This window comes from Streptomyces sp. NPDC041108, assembly GCF_055592645.1.
Genome location: NZ_JBVIYK010000001.1, coordinates 1,214,635 through 1,236,468, shown reverse-complemented (window position 1 = coordinate 1,236,468; position 21,834 = coordinate 1,214,635). Strand labels below are relative to the sequence as shown.

Here is a 21,834-nt window from a genome sequence, read left to right as displayed (position 1 = left end):
CTGATCGTCCGCCGAAGGAGCGAGTAAAAACGGAAATTGACCGTCCGTTCAAGGTCGCTGCCGAGGGGACATGCCCAACCGGCGCCCCTGCCATGCCTGTTCGGCCACGGACCTTGCCACGGCCGGACAGCACCGCGCCCGGACACCCCTGTTCGGGCGGGTCCGGGCATGCCAAACGGTCCGCCCCCTCCGTGCGGTGCGGAGGGGGCGGACCTGATCGGCCGCGCTGGTGTGGTGCGTCCGGCACTCTCTTCTCGTCCACTCCCTTCCGCGTGCGGTGATGTGAATGGCGAGGCGGTCCACCCTGGGGAAGGTGTCCTTACTTCTGCGCGCCGATCGGCTCTCCGTCGCCGTTGATGGCGAACCAGGTACCGCCGACACCCTGGCCGTTGGTGTCGCCGGGCGACTTGTCGTTGGCGAAGGTGTAGAGCGGGATGCAGTTGATGGTCTGCTGCTTGAAACCGTCAGGACGGTCGAAGACCGTGTAGCCCTTCAGCAGGATGCCCTTGGTGTCGTTCTTGTCGACCGGGGCCACGACGGGCCACTTGTCGAGGCAGGCACCGGTGCACTTGGTGGACATCGGCCACTGGGTGTCCTTGAGGAACCGGTAGACCGTCATGCCGTTCTTGTCGACGACGATCTCGCCGAGCTTGGCGTCCTTGCGGGTGGTCAGGCCGGCCTGCTCGACCGCTCCGCCACCGGTGTCCCCCGCGCCGCCAGTGCCGCCGGAGCCGCCGCCCTTGGTGGAGGCCTTCTTGCCGTTGGGCGCCGAGGCGAACCAGGAGCCCTTGACGCCCTGGCCCTTGATGTCACCGGCCTTGGTGTCCTTGGCGAAGTAGTACATCGGCCAGCCGGCGACCGTCAGCTGCTTGGTGCCGTCGGGACGGCTGACCTCGCCGAGCAGGGCCTCGTCGACGCCCTCGGCGGCGGTGGCGCCCGAGGCCGGAACCGGAGGCCAGGTGGTGGCGCACTCGCCCTCACAGGTCGTCTTCGGCGGCTCGAACGAGTCCTTGTCGAAGCGGTACAGGGTGCGACCGGAACTGTCCGTGAGGACCTTGCCGTACTCGTCGCTGTTCCACACCGTCAGCTGGCCCGCCGAGGCCGCCGTGGTGGACTGGGCCTGGTCAGACGTGTCGGAGCCGGCCGCGCCGACGCCGGCCGTACCGGTACCGGTGCCCGCGATGGTGCCGGCACCGAGCGTCGGTGTGGAAGCGGCGCCCACGTTCTGCGAGGACGTCGACCCCTTTTCCTGACCGCACGCCGTCGTCAGCACCAGTACAGCCGCAGCTGTCGCTACGAGCGAGGCGCTCCGCCAGGAGGTCTTCATTCCAACTCCCCGTGTATCCGGTGGGTGTTGCAGCGCCTATTGCGCCGCTTGCTGGTCCTAGGTACGGGCGGGAGTGGCCGAAGTGTTCAACGTGGCGCGAATTTCTTTCCGAAGACTGTGACGCGGTACCGGCCGTCCGCCTGCGGAGGTGTCGAAAACGGGGTCAGCACGGGACGTCCGCAGTCAAACCTTCGAGGTCCGTTTTTCCCTCGTCCGGAGCAATCGGTCCGTGCTCCCGCGTACGCGGGCGCGCGAGCACGGATGATCTGCGACGTGCAAGGACCCCAGCGGACCCGATCCGCTCTCGCCCTACGGCTGTCGGCCCTGCTCGCACTGACCTGGCTCCTCGCCGGAGCACCGAGCGGCCCGGCGGTCGCCGACGCCTGCGCGTACGCCGACGTCGGCCCGGGCGGCGGGGGCGCGGTCGCCGTGGCGGTCGGGGGCACCGGCTCCTGCGAGCCGACCCCGCCGCCCCCTCCCCCACCCCCGCCCACGCCGGCTCCGACGCCGTCGTGCCCGCCGGAGCCGCCCCCCACCCCGACGCCCCCGCCCCGGCCGAGACCGCCGTCGCCCACGCCCACCCCCGACCCCGCTCCGGACCCCCCGCCGGCCCCGAAGCCGACGCCCGCCCCGCCCCGGCGGCCCGCGCCGCCGCCCCCGCCGCCCGTCACGGAGGCGCCCCGGCCCGCCCCCACCCCGACACCCGTGCCGAAGCCGAAGGCGCAGCCGGACCCCGCGCCCAGCGTCCGCCCCGAGGTCTCGCCGACCCCGGTGAGCTATCCGCCGTACCGGGCTCCGTCCCGTTCCGCCGCCAAGCGCTCCGGTCCGTCCCTCGTCTCGCTCGCCCTGCTGGTCACCGTGCCCGCGGTGTTCGCCGCCGCCGCACTGCGCCCACGCTGATCCCTGGAGGAACCTCTTGTCGGAATGGCTTGTTCTCACCCTCGCGATGGGGGCGGCCTGTGTGGTCGTCCTCATCGTGGCCCTGGTACGGCATCACGCCGCGCCGGCGGACGAGGACCCGTCCGAGACCCCGGACGTCATCGAGTACATCACCATGATGATCGGCGTGGTGTACGCCATCGTGCTGGGCCTGGCCATCGCCGGTGTCTGGGAGGCCCGCAGCGCCGCCCAGGACCAGGTCCAGGCCGAGGCGCAGGCCCTGCACGAGATCAGCGAGCGGGTGCGGGTGTATCCCGAGGACGTGCGCGACCGCATCCGCGGCGACATCGACGCCTACGTCGGCCATGTCGTGTCCACCGAGTGGAAGGTCATGGCCGAGAAGGGCGAGGTGACCGAGCGCGGCACAGAGCTGTTCGAGACCGTCCGCCACGACGTCACCGACTACGAGCCGCGTGACGACTTCGAGGCACAGACGTATCAGCCGCTGCTCGACCAGGTGGCCACGGCCGACGCCGCGCGCGGCAGCCGCGCCGACTCCACCGGCGAGACCATGCCCGGCGTGGTGTGGTTCGGCCTGATCATCGGGGCCGTCGTGACGGTCGGCATGGTGTTCGCCCTGCAGATCCGGCGCACGCCGCGCGAGCTGATCCTCGCCGGTCTGTTCTCCGCCCTCATCGCGTTCCTGCTGTTCCTCGTCTGGGACTTCGACGCCCCCTACAGCCGGGGTCTGTCGGCCACGGCCGATCCGTTCCTGAGCCTGTTCCCGAACGCGGGCGGGTAGACGGCGGCACGCCCGGCCGTACGCGTTCCGGTCCCCTGTGCGGAGCACACGCGTGCCCCATTCGCGCTACTGCGATCGCGCCACCGGGCGCACCTTTCTAGCGTTTCGGTCATCGAGGTGCATTTCAGACGCAGGCGGAAACGGTCCGCGGCAGGCTCCTCGGGGACCCGGAGGCTCATCATGCGCGCGATACGCGTCGCTTCGGCCGCTCTGCTGGGCGTGGCCGCCCTCTCCCTCACCGCTCCCGCCGCGCACGCGGCACGGACCGGCGACATCACCTCGTTCGGTTTCGGTGTCGTGCCCTCGACGGTCGCCCCGGGCGGGCAGGTGCTCCTGCGCGTCGACGGCTGCCACCACAGGACGACCGTCTCCTCCGGCGTCTTCGACGCCGTCGTCATTCCCCGGGGCCACTCCTCGGCCACGGCGACCGTGGACCGGGACGCCAGGCCGGGCACGGTGTACGAGGTGTCGTTCCAGTGCGGCGACGAGAGCGGCCGCACGGATCTCACCATCGCCTCCGGCCACCCGACGCATCACCCCACCCACCACCCCACCCGGGGCTCCCACGCCGGCGCCGGCGGCACCGTCGCGGGCTTCGACCCGCACGAGATCGGCCTCGGCGCCGCGCTCGTCGCAGGGGCCCTGGGCGTGGCCTGGCACCGGGCGCGTCGCCGCCCCGAGGAGGGCGACCACTCCTGACGGGCTCTCCTCGCGGCGCCGCTCGCACAGCTCTTCGCCCCGGAACCCGTGAGGGTCCGGGGCGAAGAACTGCGTCGCATGCGCCCCCGAGAGGGCTCAGACCTTGTTCTCCGCGCGCCTGCGCATCCAGAACACGCCACCGCCGACGACCGCGGCCGTCACCAGGCCGCCGCCGATGGCGATGTCGGTCGGCGTGGCACCGGTGGAGCTGCTGCCGCCGAGGCCGCCGCGGACCCCGCCGATCACGGTGAAGACGCCGGTGAACGTCTTGCGTCTGCCTTCGCAGTTGGTGGTGACGCTGTACGAGCCGGGACTGGCGTCGGCGTTGACCCGGACCGCGGCCGTGGCGGTCGTGCCGCCCATGGACCTGAGGTTGGTGGTGGGGAAGGCGTTGGAGCCGATGGTGCTGCCGGCGATCGCGCACGCGTCACCGCCGCTGACGGTGAGGACGAGCCGCCCGCCGCGGGCGATGACGTTGGGGGCGGCCGTGACCGCGCTCGGCTGGTCCCAGGCGGCGGCCGTCGGCGCGGCCACGCCGACCAGGGCGACCGCGGCGGCCGAGGCCGCCAGGACACGAGTAGTACGCATGTGATCCTCCGCGGAAGACGCCCCGGGTCCCGTCCCCGGTCGATCGGCGAGAAAACGCCTCCCGAAATGACCCTCAGATGCCGTGGGCGGGCCCGCATTTCGGCACTGGTCCGTCCTGGTGAGTCCCCCGGGAGAGACACGCCGGGATATCTCCGTACGATCGGATATCGCCGCAGGTCACGGACCGTCAGAAAATTCCTCCGGCGGCGAACCCGGATGGCGCAGAACTCCCCGCCCCCGCCACCCGTTCGCACCTGCCCCGTCGCCTTCGCCGTGCGGCAGGCTTAGCTTTTCCGTATGCGCGAGGGACACGGTGACGGCCGGGTCGAGAGGGGATGGGATATGTCTTCGTCCGGACCGGCCGAGGCCGAATGGGAGGTGCCGCGGAAGAAGCGTGCCCCTTGGGGCGTGATAGCGCTTGTTCTGCTGACCGGGCTCGCTCTCATCCGCAACGGCTCGGGGGAGTTCGACGTGGGCCCGCCGCAGCCCGCGTCGGCCGCGGCCGCGGACAGTCGCCGCACCCCGCACGGGACCTTCACCGCTGCCCCCGACCCGCTGCCGTACGCCATGGTCGACCGGGTGCGGATCCCCTCGATCCGGGTCGACGCGCCGGCCATGCCCGTCGGGCTGGACGCGCAGGGCTGGGTGGACGCGCCGCCGGCCCGGGATCCGAACCTCGCCGGGTGGTTCACCGGCGCGGTCTCCCCCGGCGAGAAGGGCACGGCCGTGGTCGTCGGCCATGTGGACAACAACCAGGGTCCCGCCGTGTTCTACGGACTGGGGGCGCTGAAGAAGGGCTCCCGGGTGGAGATCCTGCGCGCGGACCGGAAGACCGCCGTGTTCGAGATCTACGGCATCGAGGTGTTCGCGAAGAACGACTTCCCGGGCGACCGGGTCTACGGGAACAGCGGAATTCCCGAATTGCGGGTCATCACCTGCGGCGGTGGTTTCTCCAAGCAGAACGGCTACGACGGGAACGTCGTCGTGTTCGCCCGCCTGGTCGAGGTCCGCTGAGCGTCACCCGGCCGGGCGGGCGGGATCTCAAGGGAATTCGCTACACATATGCGCGCTGGGGCACGGTGATGCGATAGCCGGAATCCAGCAGTTCGGGCAGATAGTCGCGCAGGGCCCTGACACTCTGCGAGCGGTCCCCGCCCGCGTCGTGGGAGAGCACGACGACACCGGGACCGGCACCGGCCTCCACGCGCCGGGCGATGGTGCGCGCGCCGGGCGTCCGCCAGTCGAGGGTGTCCACGGTCCAGGCGAGCGGCTCCATGCCGAGTTCCGCGCCGAACCGGAACGCGGCCCGGTTCCAGGCGCCGTAGGGGGCGCGGAACCACAGCGGCGGTTCCCCGTACGCCTTCTCGATGATCTCGCTGGTGCGGCCCATCTCGGAATGGATCCTGGACCGGGAGAGGGTGGTGAGCAGGGGATGGGACCAGGTGTGGTTGCCGACCACATGGCCGTCGTCGGCCATCTCCCGCAGCAGGTCCTTGTGCCGGACCGCCATCTCGCCGCACACGAAGAACATCGCCCGCACGTCGTGGCCGCGGAGGATGCGCAGGATGTCCGGGGTGTAGCGGGGGTCGGGGCCGTCGTCGAAGGTCAGCACCATCGAGCGGCCGCGCCCGTCGATCCGCAGGAACGGCTCGTGCCGGACGGCGGGCCGGACGAGGGTGCGGCGCCGGGGCGGGGGGCCGTACCCCGCGATGGGCCGCAGACGGTAGGAGGAGGGCGTGAGCGCCGGGCGGCCGCCGGAACCCGCCGCCGGGGCCGGAGCGCCGGCCGGTGCCGCGCCGGAGTCCGCGTCGCCGATGGGCAGAGCGGCGGTGCCCGCCGTGGCGGCCGCGCCCAGCAGGGCGGCGGTGCCCGTCAACAGGTGCCGACGCGTGAACATCTGATCCTTCTGCATGACTCATCAGTCGACCAAGGCGGGGACGCCGCACCACCACGACACCGGTGCGGCGGCAGGGAAGCACCCGATGGGAGTAGTCGTCCGCGCCCTCGACGCACGCCCGGCGCACGCCGGAGCCCGGGTGTTCGACTAGCCTCGCGACCGTGACCGATCAGCAAGCACACCGGTTCGAACGGGGTACCGACGGGCCCAAGGTCGTCCTCGTCGGACTGGACGGTTCCGACACCTCCCTGCGGGCCGTGGCGTACGCCGCCGGCCTCGCCCGCCGCCAGCACGCGCTGCTCGCGATCGTGTACGTGCAGCCCCTGCTGGCGGCCGGTGCGGCACTCGGGGTGCCGGTCGCCGGGACGACCGACGAGATCGCCGCGCACCTGGTCGCGGAGGTCCGGGAGGCCGCCGAGCAGGTCAAGGGCATCTTCGAGGTGCGCTGGGAGTTCCACACCTTCCGGGGCGACCCGTACAACGGCCTGGTGACGGCGGCGGAGCGGCTCAAGGCGGACGCGGTGGTGGTGGGCGCCTCCCAGCAGGCCGGTCACCGCATCGTCGGCTCGGTGGCCCTGCGCCTGGTGAAGGCGGGTCGCTGGCCGGTGACGGTGGTGCCGTAGACACGGCGGGGCAGAACACTTCCACGGCCTGGGGGATCTGCGGGGACTCGGCCGGGCTACCGCCCCGTGACCAGTCCGTCCTGGGCCGCGCCCCGGCTGAGGACGATCTCCCGGATGCGGTCGCGCACGGCGGTGACGCCCGCCCCCGCCCCGGCCGCGATCGCGGAGTCGAGGTCGACCACCCTGCCCCGGCCGACGTCGAACCACTGCGGCACGAACTCCGCCTTCGTCACCGCCCAGCGGTCGCCCGTGCGCGTGGGCGGGGCGAAGGTGAAGCGGGCCAGGGTGCCCTGGTTGCCGCGCGGGTCGGCGGCACCGGAGTGGTTGCGCATCGCCCCCGCCACCTGGTCGCCCATCCCGTACACGACCCAGGTCCCGTTGACCTTCTCGTAGGCCTGCGGCACGTGCGCGTGCGTGCCGAGGATCAGGTCGATGTCGGGCCGACCGCCGGTGGCCGCCCGGGTGAGTTCCTGCGCCAGGCCCACCTGCTGTTCGTCGGGTTCGTCCTGCCACTCGGTCCCCCAGTGCACCGACACCACCACGAGGTCGGCGCCCGCCCGCCGGGCGGCCCGCGCGTCCGCGAGGATCCGCTCCCCGTCGATCAGGTTCACGGCCCAGGGCCGGTCCGCCGGCAGCGGGATGCCGTTCGTCCCGTAGGTGTACGCCAGGTGCGCCACCTGGGCGCCCCCGGCGCGCATCAGGGTCGGCTGCCGCGCCTCTTCCTCCGTACGCGCCGAACCCGCGTGCCGCACACCGGCGCGATCGAGCGCGTCCAGCGTGCGCCTGATACCGGGCGCGCCGTCGTCCAGGGTGTGGTTGGAAGCCGTGGAGCACGCGTCGTACCCCGTGACCGCGAGGGCCTCCGCCACCTCGGGCGGTGACCTGAACACCGGATAGCCGCTGTAGTCGCCGTCCGCCCCGTAGACCGTCTCCATATGACAGATCGCCAGATCCGCACCGGACACCACGTGTTTCACACCCGCGAGCATCGGCACGAAGTCATGGCCGTCGCCGCCGGCGTCCGCGTGCGCCAGCTCGATGACCGACATGTGGGGGAGGACGTCACCGGAGGCGACGAGGGTGAAGCCACCGCTGTCGTCGCCGGAGGCGGAGGGGCCGGGCCGGGGGCCGGGGCCCGGGTACTGACAGGCGGCGGACGCGGCCAGGAGGAGGGCCACGGAGACGGCGACGGGACCCCTGTGTGCGGTCATGGACGAGCACCCCAACCTTGTCGTATTAAATGACTATTCGATATGAATCCACATACAACGGGGCACACCCGTCAAGCAGGCACACCGGCGCACCGGTACACCGGGACCCGTCCGGCGGCATACCGTTCGTCGCACCGTTCGCCGACAGGTTCGACCGCCCGCCGCACATCCGTGACCGGCCCCTGTCCTCGCGCCGCGCCCCGCGTTCCCATACGGCCATGACGGCCGGAACCACGATCACCGACGGGACGACCGCCGAACACGAGCTGGCCGAACTCCAGCGCGAACACGGCCGCCCCCTCTTCGCCCTGCTGCTGCGCCTCTCCGACGGGGACCGCCATCGCGCCGAGGACCTGGTGCAGGAGACCTTCGTGCGCGCCTGGCAGCACCCCGAGGCCCTGCGCGCCGACGACTTCGACTCCGTACGCCCCTGGCTGCTCACCGTCGGACGGCGGCTCGCCATCGACGCGCGGCGGGCCCGGCAGGCGCGCCCCGCGGAGGTGGGGGACGCGGTGCTGGAGAACGCGCGTGTGATGGCCGATCACGCCGAACGGTCGGTGGCGACCCTCGATGTGAGGGAAGCTGTGAAGACACTCACTCCCGAGCACCGCGAAGTACTGGTGCAGGTGTACTTCCAGGGTGCGAGTGTGGCGGAAGCCGCCGAGGCCCTCGGGATCCCGCCCGGTACGGTGAAGTCCCGCGCGTACTACGCGCTGCGCGCCCTGCGCCGGGTGCTTCCCGGATACGCGGCCGACCTGCGGTGAAACCCATGGCCGAGTCAAACCTCCGTAAAGCGCCTTGCTGAGGACCCCGGTTGAGCAATCAGCTGTCTTCTATCCGTGTTCCGGATGGGGGCCCGCAGCCTGGTCTCCAGGCCAGGGTCGGGCGACGCGCACGCACCGGAGGAAGGCAGGAAGGGATGCTGCACAGAGGGCAGGAGAGCACGGACGGCGCCGGCGGAGGCGAACTGACCGTCCCGATGGCGTGGTTCTACGCCGAGTACATCGCGGAGGAACTGCTGCGGACGGGCGACCTGATGCCGCCGACGTCCTTCGAGTTCCGTGCGGGGCGGGACGCCCTGGCGCTGACCATCTTCCTCTCGGACGCGGGCGGTGAGCTGTCCGGCATCCGGGTCGTCACCCAGCTGGAGATGTGGCTGTCGCTGACGGCGTACGACCAGCCGTGGCAGGACTGGGTGTGCGAGCGCATGGCCGACTTCACCGCCGAGGCGCTGGAGGCGGGCGGCCCGTCGCCCGATCTGGAGCTGGCCGCCGCCGCGTGGCGCTGGCTGGAGGAGACGGAGCTGCTCGCGCCCGACCTCGACGCGGTGCCGGGGGGCGGCGCGGTCCCGGGAGAGGACGACGGCCCAAAGGTCTGGACACCGGCCTGGCGGCTCGGTCTGCCGCTGGGGCACCTGGCGATCCACCTCTTCTAGCGCCGGCACCCCGCGTTCATCCGGCGTCCGCCCGGATGTCGCGGCCTCGGTGAACCAACTTTTTCGGTCCGGGACCAATCCGCGTGACGGAGGGCTCCGAATCTTTTGGTTGGCATTGGCCGTGAGGCTTGAGTGATTCGCCGGTCTGGTCCGTACCGGTGGGGGCAGGAAGCAACCCCCACCGCACACCGGCCCGAGGAATTGCCATGTGGTCCCAGGATCGTCATCACGACGTCGGCGCGTACGCGCTGGGCGTGCTGGACGAGGTGGATTCGTTCCACTTCGAGGACCATGTCCGCGGCTGCCCGCAGTGCGCGGTACAGGTCACCGAGTTCCGCCCGGCTGCCCGGCAGCTGATGCTCTACCGCAACGCGACACCGCGCGCCGTGCACCCCTTCGCGGCCCCCGGCCCCCGGATGCTCGGACGGCTGCTCGACGAGGTGGCCGCCCGCCACCGGGCCAAGCGCCGGCGCTGGCTGTTCGCCCTCGCGGCGTCCGTGGTCATCGCCGTCGGCGGCCCCGCCGTGGCCGTTCTCGCAGGTCCGGGCGAGGCTCCGGACACCGTGGCCGCCACCGACGCCAAGACGGGCGTCTGGGCCGAGGTCAGGGCCGAGGAGCGGCTCTGGGGCAGCGACATCGAGCTGAAGGTCAAGGAGGCCGAGGGCGTCCACGCCTGCCGGCTCGTCGTGATCGGCAAGGACGGCTCCGAGGAGACGGCCGCCAACTGGAAGTCCCCCGAGGGCGCCGACAAGGCCTCCGAGATGGTCGGGGGCACCGCCATGCAGCGCGAGGACATCAGCCACTTCGAGGTGCGCAGCCAGGAGGGCGATCTCCTGGTGACCCTCAAGGCCCCCGCCTGGCGCTGAGGGCGCCGAACAGGTCCGCCGGACCCCCGCCGAGCCGCACCGAAGTCCGCGGAATTGGTCCGGACCTTCAATGGTTGCGGATCATGGTGAACCCCGGTCGGACCCCGGTTCCGGGTGGCTCCGGGTGACATCCGGGCCCCGCCGTGGCCCTACTTGAGCAACCGTGACAGCCGTCGGTCGGCGAGCGGTTTGCCGCCCGTCTGACACGTCGGGCAGTACTGCAGCGACGAATCGCTGAAGGAGACCTCCCGGACGGTGTCACCGCACACCGGGCAGGGCTCTCCGGTCCGGCCGTGCACACGCAGGCCGCTCTTCTTCTCCGCCTTCAGCTTCCCGGCCGCCAGCCCCCGGGAGCGCTCCACGGCCTCGGTCAGCGTGGTGCGCAGCGCCTCGTGGAGATGCCGGATCTCCTCCGGCTTCAGCGACGAGGTCAGTCTGAAGGGCGACATTCTCGCGGCGTGCAGGATCTCGTCGCTGTACGCGTTCCCGATCCCTGCGATCAGGCTCTGATCGCGCAGCGCGCCCTTGATCTGCCGCCGCTCCCCCGCGAGCAGCCCGGCGAACCGGGTCACGTCGAACTCGTCGGCGAGAGGATCCGGGCCGAGCCGGGCGATGCCCGGGACCTGCGCCGGGTCGCGTACGACGTACACCGCCAGCCGCTTCTGCGTCCCGGCCTCGGTGAGGTCGAAGCCCTCGCCGGTCTCCAGGGCGACGCGCAGCGCCAGCGGGCTCCTGCCGCCCGGCCGCGGCGGGCCGTCCGGCAGCCGCTCCTTCCACTGCAGCCACCCGGCGCGCGCCAGATGGGTCACGAGGTGCAGCTCTCCCCCGTCCGCCTCGATGCCGAGGAACTTCCCGTAGCGCCGTACGTCCGTGATCTCCCGCCCCTCGAACGCGCTCACGGGCGGGTCGTACGTCTTCAGCACGCTGATCGCCACGGGCAGCACGCGCACGACCTCATGACCGACGAGGCTCCCCACCAGGAAGTCCCGGAGCGCTTCGACTTCGGGCAATTCAGGCATACGTCAAGGGTGCCATGGGGTGCTACCGGGCGCTGGGGGTGCGTCGTCGGGGGCGGGTGCGCGGGGGCTGGGCTTCCAGGGGCGCGGGGAACGGCGCGAGAAGCCCCGCCGGCCCCGCACCCGACAACGCACCCCACCCGCCCGCCCCCTACGCGCCGGGCAGCAGAAACTCGCACCACACGCACTTGCCCCCACCCCGCGCCTCCACCCCCCACACATCCGTCAGCCGGTCCACGAGCAGCAGCCCCCGCCCCGACACCCCCGCCTCCCCCGCCTCCCGCCGCCGCGGCAGCGCGCTGGAGGAGTCCTCCACCTCCACCCGCAGCCGCCGGTCCGACCCCGCCAGCGCCCGCAGCGTGACGATCGCGGACCCCTCCGTGTGCATGAGCGCGTTGGTGATCAGCTCGTCGGCGACGAGTTCGATCTCGTCGGCCCGGTCCCGCGCCCCCCAGGTGCGCACGGCCGCGCCGATCATGTGCCGGGCCTCCCTGAGCGCCTCCGGATCACCGGGCCCGACGTGCTGCTGGAGCCGTCCGCCGGGCTGCTCGCCGCTGCGGCTGCGGCGGCGCAGCAGGAGCAGGGCCACGTCGTCGTCGCCGCCCCGCTCCTCCGCCACGTCGATGAGCCGGTCGGCGAGCTCGTCGACGTCCTCGGGCCCGTTGGCGATCAGCGCCCGCAGGGTCCGCATGCCGTCGTCGAGGTCGGCGCCCGGTTCCTCGATGAGGCCGTCGGTGCACAGCAGCAGCGTCTGGCCGGGGTCCAGCTCGACGGCGGTCACCGGATACTCCAGGCTCCCGAACTCGACGGACAGCCCGAGCGGCAGCCCTCCCTCCACGGTCACCCGGTGACAGCTGCCGTCGGTGTGCCGGACGAGGGGGTCGATGTGCCCGGCCCGGACCACCTGGACCACTCCGGTGGCCAGATCGGCCTCCGCGTACAGGCAGGTGGCGAACCGGTCGGTGTCGAGTTCATGGAGGAAGGCGGAGGCGCGGGCCATCACGGTGGCCGGAGTGTGGCCCTCCGTGGCGTAGGCCTTCAGGACGATGCGGAGCTGGCCCATGACGGCCGCGGCGTGCGTGTCGTGGCCCTGGACGTCGCCGATGACCGCGCCGACCCGCCCGCCGGGCAGCGGGATCAGGTCGTACCAGTCGCCGCCGATGTCCCGGCCGAAGGAGCCCCCGAAGGACGCGGCCCGGTAGCGGACGGCGATGTCGGCGCCGGGGACGCTGGGGATGGACCGGGGCAGCATGGCCTGCTGCAGGCCCTCGGCGAGGTCCTTCTCCTGCTCGTAGAACATGGCCCGCTGCAGGCTCTGGGCGATGCTGCTGCCGAGCGCGATGAGGACGTCGCGTTCCTCGGAGCTGAAGCCGCGCCGGTCGTTGTAGAGCAGTCCCATCGCGCCGATGGGGCGGGCCTGCACGATCAGCGGCAGATAGGCGGCCGAGGTGATCTTGAGGTCGGTGATGTGCGGCCACAGCAGCGGGTAGGACTCGGCGAACTCCTCCGGCGACTCGATGAAGTGCGGTACGAGCTGCCGTACGACCTCGTTCATCGGGTACTTCACGTCGAGGCGGGTGACGCGGGTGCCGGGTACGTAGCTGTCCTCGGGGCCTGCGGCGACCATCCGGACGCGGCCGGCCTCCAGCAGGCCCATGACCAGGCTGGTCGCGCCGAGGTGGGTGAGACCGTCGGTGTCCTCCAGGACGTCGATCACGTCCTGGACGGTCCGGGCGTGGGCCAGGGCGGCGGTGATGACCTGGACGACGTTGGCCTGTCTGCGGCGGACCTCGTCGTGCGCGGTCCGCTCGGTGCGGGAGCGGATCTCGCGCAGTTCCCGGGTGGCGTCGCGGACGATGCCGATGACCCGGTACGGGCGACCCGTCTTGTCGCGGCGGATGTAGCCCTGGGTGTGGGTCCAGCGCATGGTGCCGTCGCGCAGCCGGAGGCGGAAGTAGGCACCGTAGTTCTCGCTGCCGTCCTTGAGCGCCTGCGAGACGAGGGTGTCGAGTCTGCGGCCCTCCATCGGGGGCACCCGCAGCGACAGGGTCTCGGGGTTGCCGTCGTACTCGTCCGGACGCAGGTCGAAGATCTCGTGGGCCGTGGCGTCCATGTGGAACGCACCGGCGTCGAGGTCCCAGTCGAAGGTGCCCATGAGGTTGAGCGCCAGGACCGGGTCCGGATGGGAGAGCCAGTCGTCCGGGACGTCCGAATCACTCGCTCCCCGATCAACCATGGGGACACTTTGACAGTATTTGCCCGAATATTCGAGTGGAGTGAGCCTCGTCGGCACACTCACTATCGTCGGTGGCGTGGACTGGTTCACCGCACCCGACCTCTGGCTGAGCAGACTGCTCTTCCAGCGGTCGCTGGCCGCCCTTTATCTGGTCGCCTTCCTGGGGGCGGCCCTGCAGTTCCGCGCGCTGATCGGGGAGCGCGGCATGCTGCCGGTGCCGCGCTTCGTCGAGCGGGTGCCGTTCCGGCAGGCACCGAGCGTGTTCCACCACCACTATTCGGACCGGTTCTTCGCGGGGTGGGCCTGGGCGGGCTGCGCGGTCTCGGCGGCGCTCGTCGCGGGGCTGGACTCGCTGCTGCCCCTCTGGGCGGGCATGGCGCTGTGGCTGGTGCCGTGGGCGATGTACCTGTCGATCGTGAACGTCGGGCAGACCTGGTACGGGTTCGGCTGGGAGTCGCTGCTCCTGGAGACCGGCTTCCTGGCCGTCTTCCTCGGCAACGACGAGGTGGCGCCGCCGGTCGTCGTGCTGTTCCTGCTGCGCTGGGTGCTGTTCCGGGTGGAGTTCGGCGCCGGGCTGATCAAGATGCGCGGCGACGCGTGCTGGCGGAAGCTGACGTGCCTCGACCACCACCACGAGACCCAGCCGATGCCCGGTCCGCTCAGCTGGTTCTTCCACCACCTCCCGAAGCCGCTGCACCGCGTCGAGGTGGCCGCCAACCACGTCACCCAGCTGGTGGTGCCGTTCCTGCTGTTCGCCCCGCAGCCGGTCGCCACGGCCGCGGCCTCGCTGATGATCCTCACCCAGCTCTGGCTCGTCCTGTCGGGAAACTTCGCCTGGCTGAACTGGATCACGATCGTGCTGGCCCTGTCCGCGGTCGACTTCGGCCGGGCGGCGCCGAAGACCCCCGGCACTCCCCTCTGGTACATCGTCGTCGTGCTCGCCGTCGCCGCCTCGGTGCTCGCGCTCAGCCACCGCCCCGTCCGCAACATGCTCTCCCGCCGCCAGGTCATGAACCGCTCCTTCGACCCCTTGCACCTGGTCAACACCTACGGGGCGTTCGGAAGCGTCAGCCGGGTGCGGTACGAGGTGGTGATCGAGGGGACCGCGGACGACGTGCCGCGCGAGGACGCGCGGTGGCGGGAGTACGAGTTCCGGGGCAAGCCGGGGGATCCACGACGCTGGCCGCGCCAGTTCGCCCCGTACCATCTGCGGCTCGACTGGCTGATGTGGTTCGCCGCGCTCTCCCCCGCGTACGCCGACTCCTGGTTCGGCGCCCTGATGGAACGGCTCCTGGAGAACGACCGCGACACCCTGCGGCTGCTCCGCCGCTCCCCGTTCCCCGCCGACGCCCCGCCCCGCTTCGTCCGCGCCCGGCTCTTCCGCTACCGCTACACGACCTGGCGCGACCTGAGGGAGACCGGCGCCTGCTGGGAACGGACCTGCGTACGGGAGTTCATGCCACCGACACGGCTGGCCGGAACGCCCTCGCGCAGGCCGTAGCGGGGCCACGGACGGACTTCTTCCCGGCGGACCCTCGACGCGGGGCCGCGCCGCAGGGCACAGTGCTCCCGTACTCGATCACTACTCACGGGTACGCCCCGCGTCGTGTACGGCACCGACGCGCACGACACCGCCAGGGAGCGCCCGTGACCAGCTGGACCGGCCGGACCGCCGCCGAGATATCCGCCGCCGTACGGGAGAGGCGGGTCACGCCGCGGGAGGTGGTGGCGGAGCATCTGGCGCGGATCGAGGCGCTGGACGGGCGGGTCGGCGCGTTCCGCACGGTCCGGGCACAGGCGGCCCTGGCCGAGGCGGACGAGGTGGCCGGCCGGGCCGGCCTCGCCGGACTGCCGCTGGCGGGCGTGCCGGTGGCGGTCAAGGACAACCTCGCCGTGCGGGGCGAGGCCACCCGGAACGGGTCCGCCGCGACCCCCGAGACACCGGCCGAGGACGACCATGTGACCGTGGCCCGGCTGCGGGCGGCGGGCGCGGTGGTCGTGGGGCTGACGAACGTGCCCGAGCTGTGCGTGTTCGGCACCACGGACGGCGTGCACGGCATCGCCCGCAACCCCTGGGACACCTCGCGCACGACGGGCGGCTCCTCGGGCGGCAGCGCGGCCGCCGTCGCCGCCGGGCTGGTGCCGCTGGCCCTCGGCAACGACGGGATGGGATCGCTGCGGATACCGGCCGCCAACTGCGGTCTGCTCGGGCTCAAGCCGGGCTTCGGTGTCGTCCCGGCGGACATCGGGCACGGCGACTGGTTCGGCATGTCGGAGAACGGCCCGCTGGCGACGACCGTGGAGGACACCCGGCTGATGTTCGGCGTCCTGGCGGGCACCGACACCGGCCCGCCCTCCGGCGCCGCCCCGTCCGGACCGCGCATCGCCCTGTCCGTGCGCAGCCCCCTGGTCGGCGTGACGGTCACGCGCCCGTACGCCGACGCCGCGCGCCGGGCGGCCGGGCTGCTGGCGGGGTCCGGCCTCGACGTCCGGCCCGCCGATCCGCCGTATCCGCTCCGGCTGGGCACGACCTCGCTCGCGCACTGGACGGCGGGCACGGCGGTGGACGCGGAGGGCCTGGATCCGAGGCTGCTCACCCGGCGCACACGGGTGCACGCGGCCGTGGGGCGGCGCTTCGTGAAGGGGGTGCGCACGGGCGACCACCGGGAGCGGCTGCGCCGGCGTCTGGAGCCGTTCTTCACCGAGCACGACGTGCTCCTCACACCGGCGCTCGCCCGGCGCGGGCCCGCCGCCGCGAACTGGCACGAGCGGGGATGGCTGCGCAATCTGCTGGTGAACACCAACTGCTCGCCGCTGACCCCGCCGTGGAACCTCACGGGCTGGCCGGCGATGTCCGTGCCGTTCGGTTCGCTGCCGTCGGGCGCGCCCTGCGCGGTGCAGCTGGTGGGCCGGCCGGGCTCGGAAGGGCAACTCCTGGAGGTGGCGGGCCGGTTGGAGGAGCTGAACCCGTGGAGGCGGACGGCGCCGCTCGACTAGGGCCTGTCGTAAAAGTGGATCTTGATCGTAGATGATCATGTTCTATCGGGCGTGGGGATCCGGCGAACAGCCAGTGGACCCGGCTGGAGCCGTTGCTGCCGCGGAGCGTCGAGCCGGGTCGGCCGCAGGCCGGCGGCACGCGGTCGAGCGCGGAATCAACCGGCTCGAGCGCCACGGGGCCGTCGCCACCCGGTACGACGGACTCACCGTCCGCCACGAAGCGACAGTGCTGGTCGCAGCCATCGACGAGCGCTGCGACCGGCACTCTCCCGACAGACCCTAGCTCGCGATTCCGACGACCTGCTCGACGGTGTCCGGCTGGTTCACCATGGCGAGCATGTGGTGGGCGACGTCGGCGCGTGGCACGGAGAACCCGCCCCGGACGTTGCGGTTCCGTGCGGTCCGGTACGTGCCGGTCAGCGGCTTGTCGGTGAGTTTCGGCGGGCGCGACACCGTCCATTGCAGTCCGCTGTCGCGCAGGGTCTGCTCGGTGACGGCGAGGTCGGCGTAGTGTCGGCCGAACATCGCCCGGGTCAACGGGACTCCCAGGTGGCGCATGAAGAAGCCGTCGCCCGGATCGTGCCTGGGCGGCGTCGGCCGGCCGGGTAACGGCACCGGTCCGACGGGTGCGGCGCTGACGATGATGATCCGCCGGACCTGCTCGGCATGCATCGCCGCGACGATCGCGCGGGTGCCACGCGAGGTGATGCCCGCGTCCGCGCGCGGGTTTCGCGGGCCGAGCGCGGAGAGGACGGCGTCGGCGCCGCGTACCGCCGCGGCGAGCGTCCGCATGTCGGGCCGGGTGAGGTCGACGGCGATCGTCCGGACTCCGTCCGGCAGCTCCCGTGGGCGGCGGGCCACGGCGGTGACGTCATGCCCGCCGGCTACCGCCTGCTCGACCAGGTGCCGTCCGATACCGCCGGTGGCGGCCACGATCGTGAGTTTCATCGGGGTCCTCCGGCGGTGAAGGCGGCACGGTGGTCGCGGGCCCAGGTGGCGTACGTGCGTGCCGGGCGGCCCAGCAGCCGCCGTACGGTGTCGGTGGTGGGCCCGGCTTCGCGGGCGTAGTCGGCCAGCGAGCCGAGCAACCGGTCGGGTACTTCGTCGGGCAGGCCGGCGGCGAGCATGCCGCGGCGGATCTCGTCCGGTGCGGCCTCGGCGAAGGACAGTGTCCGGTCGAGTGCCGCGCCGAGCGCGGCGACCTTCTCCGGTTGGCTCAGTGACTGCTCTCCGGTGAGCAGGTACGTCTGACCGCGGTGGTGCGGGTGGGTCAGGGCGAGGGCGGCCACCGCGGCGATGTCACGCTCGTCGACGGTCGAGGTCCGCGCGTGCGGGTAGGCCCCCCGCACGGTCCCGGTCGCCTGGATCTGCCCGGCCCAGGCCAGGGTGTTGGCGGCGAAATCGGCGCAGCGCAGGATCGTCCGGTCCAGGCCGCTGTCCTTGGCGATTTCCTCGACCGCATGGAACTGCCGGCGGAAGCGTGCATGCCCGGCCGGGTACTGCACGGTCAGGGCGGACAGCACGACCACTCTTGCCGCGCCCGTCTCGCGGGCGTGGGCCAACAGGTCGACAGCGGTGGATCCGGCGGCACGCGGGCTGAGCAGGACGGCCTCCACACCGTCGATGGTGGGAACCTTCGTGGGGTGGACGAGCTGTGTACCCGTAGGGAACTGGGCGTGCGGGTCGCGGGTGACAGCGGCGACTTCGGCTCCCTCCTCGACCAGGAGGCGGACGGTTTCCCGTCCGACGACGCCGGTGGCCCCGGTGATCAGGATCATGACTGAACCCCTCGTGGGTGTGTCGGTAATCGATCTTGCGTGGTGGATGATCGCGGTGCGTATCGCGGGAAGACGTCACGGGCGAGCCGTGCGCCGGGCCCATCGGCATGCCAGCCCGGTCGGGCCCGCGCCGGGCGTCCAGCCGCTGGAGCATCCAGCCGGTCGGCCGGCGCGGCCGAGGATCTCCCGCTCGATGCGCCTGATCCTCAAGTGGCTGATCCGCTCCTGGGAGTTCATCGCAGGGTGAGCGGGGTCTCGGATTCGATGCGGGACGGTTTCTCGGGGTTGCGGACGACGTAGAGGCCGGTGATGCGGCCTGCCTCGACACGGGCTGCCATGATGCCGTCCAGCTCACCGTCCATGTGGACCACCAGCGCCGGGCTGCCGTTGACCACGGTGGGGCCGAAGGTGATCGGGATCGTGCTCTTGCCGAGGCCGCCGGCCAAGAGGCGGGCCGCCTTGTCGGCGCCGAGGATCGGCCGCAGTGCGGCGTGCTTCACGCCGCCGCCGTCGCCCATGTAGACGGCCTCGGGCGCGAGCACGTCGAGCAGACCCTGTAGGTCCCCGCCCTCCAGCGCCCGCAGGAACGACTCCGAAGCCGCCCGCGTCCCGGCTCTGGGAAGCCACCTCGCGCGGGCGCCGGGCATCCACGTGCCGGCGGGCCCGGTGCGAGATCCGGCGGACGGCCGCCGGGGTCTCGTCGACCGCCGCCGGGGTCTTGTCGACCGCCGCCGCGATCTCGTCGTAGCCGACGTCGAAGACCTCGCGCAGCACGAACACGGCCCGCTCGGTCGGCGACAACGTCTCCAGGACGAGCATCACCGCCATCGACACGCTCTCGGCGAGCTCGACGTCCTGGGCCACGTCCGGCGCAGACAGCAGCGGCTCAGGCAGCCATGGCCCCACGTACGACTCCTTGCGCCGCGACATCGTGCGCAGCCGGTTGAGCGCCTGCCGGGTCGTGATCCGGACCAGGTACGCGCGCTGGTCGCGCACCTGCTCCAGGCCGACCTCGACCCACCGCAGCCAGGTCTCCTGCAGGACGTCCTCGGCATCGGCCGCCGAGCCGAGCATCTCGTACGCGACGGTGAAGAGCAGATTGCGGTGGGCGACGAACGTCCCGGTCGCCCGGTCAACGGTGTGCGCGTCACTCATGTCCTGATCATCTCCCCCTCGGCCGGCCCGCACCCAGGGGCCGTCCCGCAAGTGATCTTGTTTGAGACATCTCGGATGGTGGTTGGTGTGATCACGGCATCGGAGCCGTGCCGGAGTCCTGCACCGGGGTGAGCCCGCGCGCCTTCGGCAACGGCTCACACCGACCTGGGTGGTCAGCCGGTGAAGGACTCGGGGCCGAAGCGGCCCCACGCCAGGAAGAGGGCCAGGGCGAGGTAGACCAGGTCGCCCGTGATCGTGACTCTCTCGCCACGGCGGAGGCGCATGGTCAGCGCGCCGGCGAACAGCAGCACCAGTCCGGTGGCGGCCAGCGGTACCAGGACCGGTGCGATGTCGAGCGCGGCGGGCAGGATCAGGCCCGCCGCGGCCAGGAGCTCGATGGCGCCGATGATTTTGAGAGCACCGGGGCTGAAGTCCTCGACCCATCGGGTGGCGGTGCCGCCCATGGCGGCCAGCTTCTCCTTGGGCACGAACATTTTGGAGCTGCCGGTCAGGCAGACGACGGCCATGAGTCCGGCGATGATCCAGAGTGCGAGGTTCATCATCAGCTCCTTGATCGAGGATTACCTGCTTCCCCTGGGACGGAGACAGCACCCCCGCATGTGACATCTCCGAGCATCCGGGTTCGGGAGACGTGGATCACACACGTCCGTGTCACAGGGCGTCGGGCTGTCTCGTCCCAGGGGGTGTAGCCACCGACGAGCACGGAGGAGCACACCATGGACGCGCGACTGAACTACTTCGCCAGCCCGACCGCCGCAAAAGCCCTCAAGCACCTCATGTCGGCGGGCAAGACGCTCAAGGACTCGCCGCTACCGGCCGCGACACAGGAACTCGTGGCCCTGCGCGTGAGCCAGATCAACGGCTGCGCCCTCTGCATCGACATGCATACCAAGGAGGCCGCCGCGGCCGGCGAGAGCTCGGTGCGGCTGAACCTGGTGACGGCGTGGCGAGAGGCCACGGTCTTCACAGAGGCCGAGCGAGCCGCGCTGGAGCTGGCGGAGCAGGGGACCCGGGTTGCGGACGCGGCCGGCGGGGTCAGCGACGAGGTCTGGGCGCGTGCCGCGAAGTACTTCGACGAGGAGCAGCTCACCGCCCTGGTAGTCCTGATCTCTTTCATGAACACGGCGAACCGGCTGAACATCATCGCCCAGCAGCCGGCCGGCGACTACAAGGTCGGGCAGTTCCACTGATCTGGCCATCCATGAGCCGCCCGGGGCGCTGTCGCCCCGGGCGCGGGGGCGTTGCGCAGCCCCGCTGACGGACCGCAAGATCACCAGAACTGGCCCGCGCCGGGGGATACGGCCGGGCGGGAAGACCTCAAGGGGGATGCGGCGTGAACAAGGTCGACGAGTTCGAGGACCTGCGGCCACTGCTTTTCTCGATCGCTTACCGGATTCTGGGCAGCGTGAGCGAGGCCGAGGACGCGGTGCAGGAGACATGGCTGCGCTTCGATGGCTCGGCGACCCGTCCCACGTCGGTCAAGGCGTTTCTGTCCGCCACGGTGACGCGGATCTCGATCGACGTGCTGCGCTCCGCGCGGGTGCGGCGGGAGGAGTACGTGGGCCCGTGGTTCCCCGAGCCGCTGCTGAGTGATCCGTATCAGGATCCGGCGCGCTCGGCGGAGCTGGCCGACTCGGTGTCGATGGCGGCGCTGCTGCTTCTGGAGCGGCTGAGCCCGCTGGAGCGGTCGGTGTTCGTGCTGCGGGAGGTGTTCGGTTTCGGGTTCGACGACATCGCCTCGGCGGTGGGGCGTTCGGAGGCGGCGTGCCGGCAGCTGCTGGTACGGGCGCGGCGGCACATGGAGGCCGGGCGGCCGCGGTTCGAAGCGGACCGTCAGGAGCGGCAGGAGCTGGCGACGCGGTTCTTCGACGCCCTCCGCGAAGGCGATGTCACCGGCCTGCGGGATCTGCTGGCCGCCGACGTGCAGATGGTCGGGGACGGCGGCGGCAAGGCCCCGCAGCTGGCCAGGGCCGTCATCGGCGCCGATAACGTGGCCCGGCTGCTGGCCTCCGTCGTCCCGCTGCTGGCACGTATCGACGTGACGTTCGAGCCGCACGAGGTCAACGGCCAGCCCGGCGCCATTTTCCGAGACAGGGACGGCAGGGTCCTCCATGCCCTGGCACTCGACCTGCTCGACGGGCAGATCCAGACCATCCGCTCGGTCATCAACCCCGACAAGCTCGGCCACCTCGGACCGGTTGCCGACGCCTGGGCGATCGACGGCGAGGTGAAACAAGCCCGCCGGCGGATGAAGTGACCCCGGGACCGGCCGACGGCTCCGACGCCGTGATCACACCAGCCACA

The 21,834-nt window shown here is 71.8% G+C and carries 22 protein-coding genes and 1 pseudogene; 13 read left to right on the top strand and 10 right to left on the bottom strand.

Annotated elements, in window-relative coordinates; translation table 11 throughout:
* Positions 1-319: 319 nt before the first annotated feature.
* Positions 320-1,327: an SCO0930 family lipoprotein gene (locus ACZ6BB_RS05275; protein WP_471613953.1), complete on the bottom strand. Its 1,008-nt coding sequence runs from the start codon at positions 1,325-1,327 to the stop codon at positions 320-322.
* Positions 1,328-1,600: 273 nt separating this feature from the next.
* On the opposite strand from ACZ6BB_RS05275, the gene ACZ6BB_RS05270 reads away from it, so the two are divergent.
* From ACZ6BB_RS05270 to ACZ6BB_RS05260, 3 genes are all read left to right on the top strand, one after another.
* The gene (locus ACZ6BB_RS05270) at positions 1,601-2,227 is read left to right on the top strand and encodes a hypothetical protein (protein WP_471613952.1); all 627 of its coding nucleotides are present in this window, start codon (positions 1,601-1,603) and stop codon (positions 2,225-2,227) included.
* Between the two features lie 16 nt (positions 2,228-2,243).
* Positions 2,244-3,008, top strand: coding sequence for a bestrophin-like domain (locus tag ACZ6BB_RS05265; RefSeq protein WP_471613951.1), 765 nt, complete (start codon positions 2,244-2,246; stop codon positions 3,006-3,008).
* 180 nt (positions 3,009-3,188) lie between these two features.
* Positions 3,189-3,707, top strand: a complete 519-nt coding sequence (locus tag ACZ6BB_RS05260) for a hypothetical protein (protein WP_471613950.1) — start codon at positions 3,189-3,191, stop codon at positions 3,705-3,707.
* Positions 3,708-3,803: 96 nt separating this feature from the next.
* Here the strand turns inward: ACZ6BB_RS05260 and ACZ6BB_RS05255 are convergent, their stop codons facing one another.
* Positions 3,804-4,295 carry a hypothetical protein gene (locus ACZ6BB_RS05255; protein WP_471613949.1) on the bottom strand — a complete coding sequence of 164 codons (492 nt, stop codon included), beginning with the start codon at positions 4,293-4,295 and terminating at the stop codon, positions 3,804-3,806.
* A gap of 342 nt (positions 4,296-4,637) precedes the next feature.
* Here ACZ6BB_RS05255 and ACZ6BB_RS05250 point away from each other — a divergent pair, with 342 nt between their 5' ends.
* Positions 4,638-5,309: a class F sortase gene (locus ACZ6BB_RS05250; RefSeq protein WP_471613948.1), complete on the top strand. Its 672-nt coding sequence runs from the start codon at positions 4,638-4,640 to the stop codon at positions 5,307-5,309.
* 40 nt (positions 5,310-5,349) lie between these two features.
* Here the strand turns inward: ACZ6BB_RS05250 and ACZ6BB_RS05245 are convergent, their stop codons facing one another.
* The gene (locus ACZ6BB_RS05245; protein ID WP_471613947.1) at positions 5,350-6,207 is read right to left on the bottom strand and encodes a polysaccharide deacetylase family protein; all 858 of its coding nucleotides are present in this window, start codon (positions 6,205-6,207) and stop codon (positions 5,350-5,352) included.
* On the opposite strand from ACZ6BB_RS05245, the gene ACZ6BB_RS05240 reads away from it, so the two are divergent.
* A complete protein-coding gene (locus ACZ6BB_RS05240; protein ID WP_471613946.1) occupies positions 6,206-6,343 on the top strand; it encodes a hypothetical protein in 138 nt (45 codons plus the stop codon). The two genes, ACZ6BB_RS05245 and ACZ6BB_RS05240, sit on opposite strands and share 2 nt — an antisense overlap.
* A gap of 10 nt (positions 6,344-6,353) precedes the next feature.
* Positions 6,354-6,815 (top strand): universal stress protein, encoded by a 462-nt coding sequence (locus tag ACZ6BB_RS05235; RefSeq protein WP_471613945.1) that lies wholly within the window; start codon positions 6,354-6,356, stop codon positions 6,813-6,815.
* Positions 6,816-6,871: 56 nt separating this feature from the next.
* On the opposite strand, the gene ACZ6BB_RS05230 is transcribed toward ACZ6BB_RS05235, so the two are convergent.
* The gene (locus ACZ6BB_RS05230; protein ID WP_471613944.1) at positions 6,872-8,026 is read right to left on the bottom strand and encodes a CapA family protein; all 1,155 of its coding nucleotides are present in this window, start codon (positions 8,024-8,026) and stop codon (positions 6,872-6,874) included.
* 218 nt (positions 8,027-8,244) lie between these two features.
* Between ACZ6BB_RS05230 and ACZ6BB_RS05225 the strand changes: the two genes are divergently transcribed.
* The 3 genes from ACZ6BB_RS05225 (at position 8,245) to ACZ6BB_RS05215 (ending at position 10,327) form a co-directional block, all read left to right on the top strand.
* On the top strand, positions 8,245-8,790 hold the full coding sequence (locus ACZ6BB_RS05225) for a sigma-70 family RNA polymerase sigma factor (RefSeq protein ID WP_059085071.1): 546 nt from the start codon (positions 8,245-8,247) through the stop codon (positions 8,788-8,790).
* 155 nt (positions 8,791-8,945) lie between these two features.
* Positions 8,946-9,461 carry a hypothetical protein gene (locus ACZ6BB_RS05220; protein ID WP_471613943.1) on the top strand — a complete coding sequence of 172 codons (516 nt, stop codon included), beginning with the start codon at positions 8,946-8,948 and terminating at the stop codon, positions 9,459-9,461.
* A 206-nt stretch (positions 9,462-9,667) separates the two neighbouring features.
* A complete protein-coding gene (locus ACZ6BB_RS05215; protein ID WP_471613942.1) occupies positions 9,668-10,327 on the top strand; it encodes a hypothetical protein in 660 nt (219 codons plus the stop codon).
* A gap of 149 nt (positions 10,328-10,476) precedes the next feature.
* Here ACZ6BB_RS05215 and ACZ6BB_RS05210 read toward each other — a convergent pair whose 3' ends face one another.
* Together ACZ6BB_RS05210 and ACZ6BB_RS05205 are read right to left on the bottom strand one after the other, a co-directional pair.
* Positions 10,477-11,346 (bottom strand): Fpg/Nei family DNA glycosylase, encoded by an 870-nt coding sequence (locus ACZ6BB_RS05210; protein WP_471613941.1) that lies wholly within the window; start codon positions 11,344-11,346, stop codon positions 10,477-10,479.
* Positions 11,347-11,494: 148 nt separating this feature from the next.
* Positions 11,495-13,579 carry a SpoIIE family protein phosphatase gene (locus tag ACZ6BB_RS05205; RefSeq protein ID WP_471613940.1) on the bottom strand — a complete coding sequence of 695 codons (2,085 nt, stop codon included), beginning with the start codon at positions 13,577-13,579 and terminating at the stop codon, positions 11,495-11,497.
* Positions 13,580-13,655: 76 nt separating this feature from the next.
* On the opposite strand from ACZ6BB_RS05205, the gene ACZ6BB_RS05200 reads away from it, so the two are divergent.
* Together ACZ6BB_RS05200 and ACZ6BB_RS05195 are read left to right on the top strand one after the other, a co-directional pair.
* Entirely contained in the window at positions 13,656-15,080 is a 1,425-nt protein-coding gene (locus ACZ6BB_RS05200; protein ID WP_471613939.1) for a lipase maturation factor family protein, read from the top strand.
* A gap of 146 nt (positions 15,081-15,226) precedes the next feature.
* A complete protein-coding gene (locus ACZ6BB_RS05195) occupies positions 15,227-16,576 on the top strand; it encodes an amidase (RefSeq protein ID WP_471613938.1) in 1,350 nt (449 codons plus the stop codon).
* A gap of 279 nt (positions 16,577-16,855) precedes the next feature.
* Here the strand turns inward: ACZ6BB_RS05195 and ACZ6BB_RS05190 are convergent, their stop codons facing one another.
* The 4 genes and pseudogenes from ACZ6BB_RS05190 to ACZ6BB_RS05175 all read right to left on the bottom strand — a co-directional run bounded on the left by ACZ6BB_RS05190 (position 16,856) and on the right by ACZ6BB_RS05175 (position 20,069).
* Positions 16,856-17,524, bottom strand: coding sequence for an NAD(P)-dependent oxidoreductase (locus ACZ6BB_RS05190; RefSeq protein ID WP_471613937.1), 669 nt, complete (start codon positions 17,522-17,524; stop codon positions 16,856-16,858).
* On the bottom strand, positions 17,521-18,354 hold the full coding sequence (locus tag ACZ6BB_RS05185) for an NAD(P)H-binding protein (protein WP_471613936.1): 834 nt from the start codon (positions 18,352-18,354) through the stop codon (positions 17,521-17,523). Before ACZ6BB_RS05185 ends, ACZ6BB_RS05190 begins: the two co-directional genes overlap by 4 nt.
* 233 nt (positions 18,355-18,587) lie before the next feature.
* Positions 18,588-19,509: pseudogene (locus tag ACZ6BB_RS05180) on the bottom strand (RNA polymerase sigma-70 factor).
* 173 nt (positions 19,510-19,682) lie between these two features.
* Complete coding sequence (locus tag ACZ6BB_RS05175; protein ID WP_471613935.1) at positions 19,683-20,069, bottom strand: DoxX family protein; 387 nt, start codon at positions 20,067-20,069, stop codon at positions 19,683-19,685.
* 177 nt (positions 20,070-20,246) lie between these two features.
* Between ACZ6BB_RS05175 and ACZ6BB_RS05170 the strand changes: the two genes are divergently transcribed.
* Together ACZ6BB_RS05170 and ACZ6BB_RS05165 are read left to right on the top strand one after the other, a co-directional pair.
* Positions 20,247-20,720 (top strand): carboxymuconolactone decarboxylase family protein, encoded by a 474-nt coding sequence (locus ACZ6BB_RS05170; protein ID WP_471613934.1) that lies wholly within the window; start codon positions 20,247-20,249, stop codon positions 20,718-20,720.
* Positions 20,721-20,863: 143 nt separating this feature from the next.
* Positions 20,864-21,787 carry an RNA polymerase sigma-70 factor gene (locus ACZ6BB_RS05165; protein WP_471613933.1) on the top strand — a complete coding sequence of 308 codons (924 nt, stop codon included), beginning with the start codon at positions 20,864-20,866 and terminating at the stop codon, positions 21,785-21,787.
* Positions 21,788-21,834: the final 47 nt, after the last annotated feature.

What these genes read in the sequence shown, in the direction of transcription:
- ACZ6BB_RS05230 (WP_471613944.1), bottom strand. Translation starts at nt 8,026, where the DNA reads ATGACCGCACACAGGGGTCCCGTCGCCGTCTCCGTGGCCCTCCTCCTG.
- ACZ6BB_RS05260 (WP_471613950.1), top strand. Translation starts at nt 3,189, where the DNA reads ATGCGCGCGATACGCGTCGCTTCGGCCGCTCTGCTGGGCGTGGCCGCC.
- ACZ6BB_RS05170 (WP_471613934.1), top strand. Translation starts at nt 20,247, where the DNA reads ATGGACGCGCGACTGAACTACTTCGCCAGCCCGACCGCCGCAAAAGCC.
- ACZ6BB_RS05210 (WP_471613941.1), bottom strand. Translation starts at nt 11,346, where the DNA reads ATGCCTGAATTGCCCGAAGTCGAAGCGCTCCGGGACTTCCTGGTGGGG.
- ACZ6BB_RS05215 (WP_471613942.1), top strand. Translation starts at nt 9,668, where the DNA reads ATGTGGTCCCAGGATCGTCATCACGACGTCGGCGCGTACGCGCTGGGC.
- ACZ6BB_RS05175 (WP_471613935.1), bottom strand. Translation starts at nt 20,069, where the DNA reads ATGAACCTCGCACTCTGGATCATCGCCGGACTCATGGCCGTCGTCTGC.
- ACZ6BB_RS05245 (WP_471613947.1), bottom strand. Translation starts at nt 6,207, where the DNA reads ATGCAGAAGGATCAGATGTTCACGCGTCGGCACCTGTTGACGGGCACC.
- ACZ6BB_RS05220 (WP_471613943.1), top strand. Translation starts at nt 8,946, where the DNA reads ATGCTGCACAGAGGGCAGGAGAGCACGGACGGCGCCGGCGGAGGCGAA.
- ACZ6BB_RS05185 (WP_471613936.1), bottom strand. Translation starts at nt 18,354, where the DNA reads ATGATCCTGATCACCGGGGCCACCGGCGTCGTCGGACGGGAAACCGTC.
- ACZ6BB_RS05190 (WP_471613937.1), bottom strand. Translation starts at nt 17,524, where the DNA reads ATGAAACTCACGATCGTGGCCGCCACCGGCGGTATCGGACGGCACCTG.
- ACZ6BB_RS05240 (WP_471613946.1), top strand. Translation starts at nt 6,206, where the DNA reads ATGACTCATCAGTCGACCAAGGCGGGGACGCCGCACCACCACGACACC.
- ACZ6BB_RS05225 (WP_059085071.1), top strand. Translation starts at nt 8,245, where the DNA reads ATGACGGCCGGAACCACGATCACCGACGGGACGACCGCCGAACACGAG.
- ACZ6BB_RS05250 (WP_471613948.1), top strand. Translation starts at nt 4,638, where the DNA reads ATGTCTTCGTCCGGACCGGCCGAGGCCGAATGGGAGGTGCCGCGGAAG.
- ACZ6BB_RS05275 (WP_471613953.1), bottom strand. Translation starts at nt 1,327, where the DNA reads ATGAAGACCTCCTGGCGGAGCGCCTCGCTCGTAGCGACAGCTGCGGCT.
- ACZ6BB_RS05205 (WP_471613940.1), bottom strand. Translation starts at nt 13,579, where the DNA reads ATGGTTGATCGGGGAGCGAGTGATTCGGACGTCCCGGACGACTGGCTC.
- ACZ6BB_RS05255 (WP_471613949.1), bottom strand. Translation starts at nt 4,295, where the DNA reads ATGCGTACTACTCGTGTCCTGGCGGCCTCGGCCGCCGCGGTCGCCCTG.